Source organism: Longivirga aurantiaca (assembly GCF_042660085.1).
In the GTDB taxonomy this organism is placed as follows: domain Bacteria; phylum Actinomycetota; class Actinomycetes; order S36-B12; family CAIYMF01; genus Longivirga; species Longivirga aurantiaca.
Genome location: NZ_JBHSTI010000041.1, coordinates 1 through 1,498, shown reverse-complemented (window position 1 = coordinate 1,498; position 1,498 = coordinate 1). Strand labels below are relative to the sequence as shown.

Genomic DNA, 1,498 nt, shown 5'->3' with positions numbered 1-1,498 from the left:
GGTCGCCGGGCGCCTGGGCGCACCGCCCACGGTCACGCCCTGTGGACGACGCCGACGATGAAGGCCGGATGGGTTGCGCTCTGAGCAACGAGGTCCCCTACCGGGCGAGGGCTTCGCCCATCGTCGCCCGGTGGGGCAGGTGGGCCCCCGCTGGCCGAGGAGGCGAAGCCGACGCTGGCCAGTAGGGGACTTCATCGCACCCGTCCCGGGTCAGCCGTAGGTGTCGCGGGGGCCGCGGCCTTTGACGTGGAGCTTGCCGTGCTTCCAGCTCGGCGCGGCGGGGCCGAGCACCGAGATGTCGCGGATCGTGCCGGGCCCGAGCTCGGCATCGAGGCGGGTGCGCAGGTTCGGCAGCAGCTGGCGCATGGAGTACGCCCAGGTCGTGGAGTCGGCGCGCAGCACGAGCAGCAGGCCGCGGCCGTCGGCAGCAGGTTCGAACGTCTCCGGCCGCACGTGCTCGGCGACGTCGGCCCCGACGATCTCGGCCCAGCGGCCGGTGAGGCCGCCCACCGCGGTCGGCTGCTCCCACCCGCGCTCGCGCATGATCCGGTCGATCGACGGGCCGAGCAGCTGCGGGTCTCGCGCGTCCGGTCCTGGGCCGCTGCGAGGGTCGGGGTCCTGGCCGCGCGGCCGGCGGGGCCGGCGGGACGACGTCGAGCCCGTCGCCCGTCGGTCGGGTGCGGTGCTCGAGGCGGCGCGGGCCCGGGCGAGGGCCTCCTTGGCGGCGTCGATGCCGGACAGCGCCGGGGCGTCGGCCGGGTCGGGGCCGCCGCCCTCGGGGGAGAGGTCGTCGTCAGGCACGGGCCACCGTCCCGGCGAGGACGTCGACGCGGTCGCCGACCAGGAGGTCGGGCACGTCGGCCGCCACAGCAGCGGTCACGAGCACCTGCTCCGCCCCTGCGACGAGCTCGGCGAGCTTGGTGCGGCGCGCGGTGTCGAGCTCGGCGAACACGTCGTCCAGGATCAGCACCGGCTCTCCGCCGGCCGTGCCGTCGCCCGTGAGCAGGTCGTACGACGCGAGCCGCAGGGCGAGGGCGAACGACCACGACTCGCCGTGCGACGCATAGCCCTTGGCCGGTGCAGCGCCGAGGCGCAGCAGCAGGTCGTCGCGGTGCGGTCCCACGAGCGAGACGCCGCGGTCGAGCTCCTCGCGCCGCCGGCGCTCGATGCCTGCGAGCAGCAGCGCCACCAGTGCCGCGCGGTCGGGCACGAGTTCGGTGTCGGGGCCGAGCGAGGAGACGTACTCGAGGGCCGCGGGCCCGGCACCCGAGCTCACGGTGTCGTACGCCGCAGCCACGAGCGGCCCGAGCGCGGCCACCAGGTCGAGGCGCGCAGCGAGGATCTCGCCGCCCAGGGTGGCGAGGTGCGAGTCCCAGACCTCGAGGGTCGAGAGCACGTCGTCCGAGCCGCGGCCGCCCCGGCGGGCGGCCGACGCCGACTTCAGCAACGCGTTGCGCTGCTTGAGCACGCGGTCGTAGTCCGCGCGCACGCCCGCCAT

The 1,498-nt window shown here is 76.0% G+C and carries 1 protein-coding gene and 1 pseudogene; both read right to left on the bottom strand.

Annotated features, from left to right (window positions below; genetic code table 11):
• Positions 1 to 210: 210 nt before the first annotated feature.
• The gene (locus ACFQGU_RS16815) at positions 211 to 801 is read right to left on the bottom strand and encodes a DUF721 domain-containing protein (RefSeq protein WP_386768856.1); all 591 of its coding nucleotides are present in this window, start codon (positions 799 to 801) and stop codon (positions 211 to 213) included.
• Positions 794 to 1,498 (bottom strand): annotated as a pseudogene (locus ACFQGU_RS16810) (DNA replication/repair protein RecF); the annotation flags it as partial. The pseudogene ACFQGU_RS16810 and the gene ACFQGU_RS16815, both read right to left, overlap by 8 nt.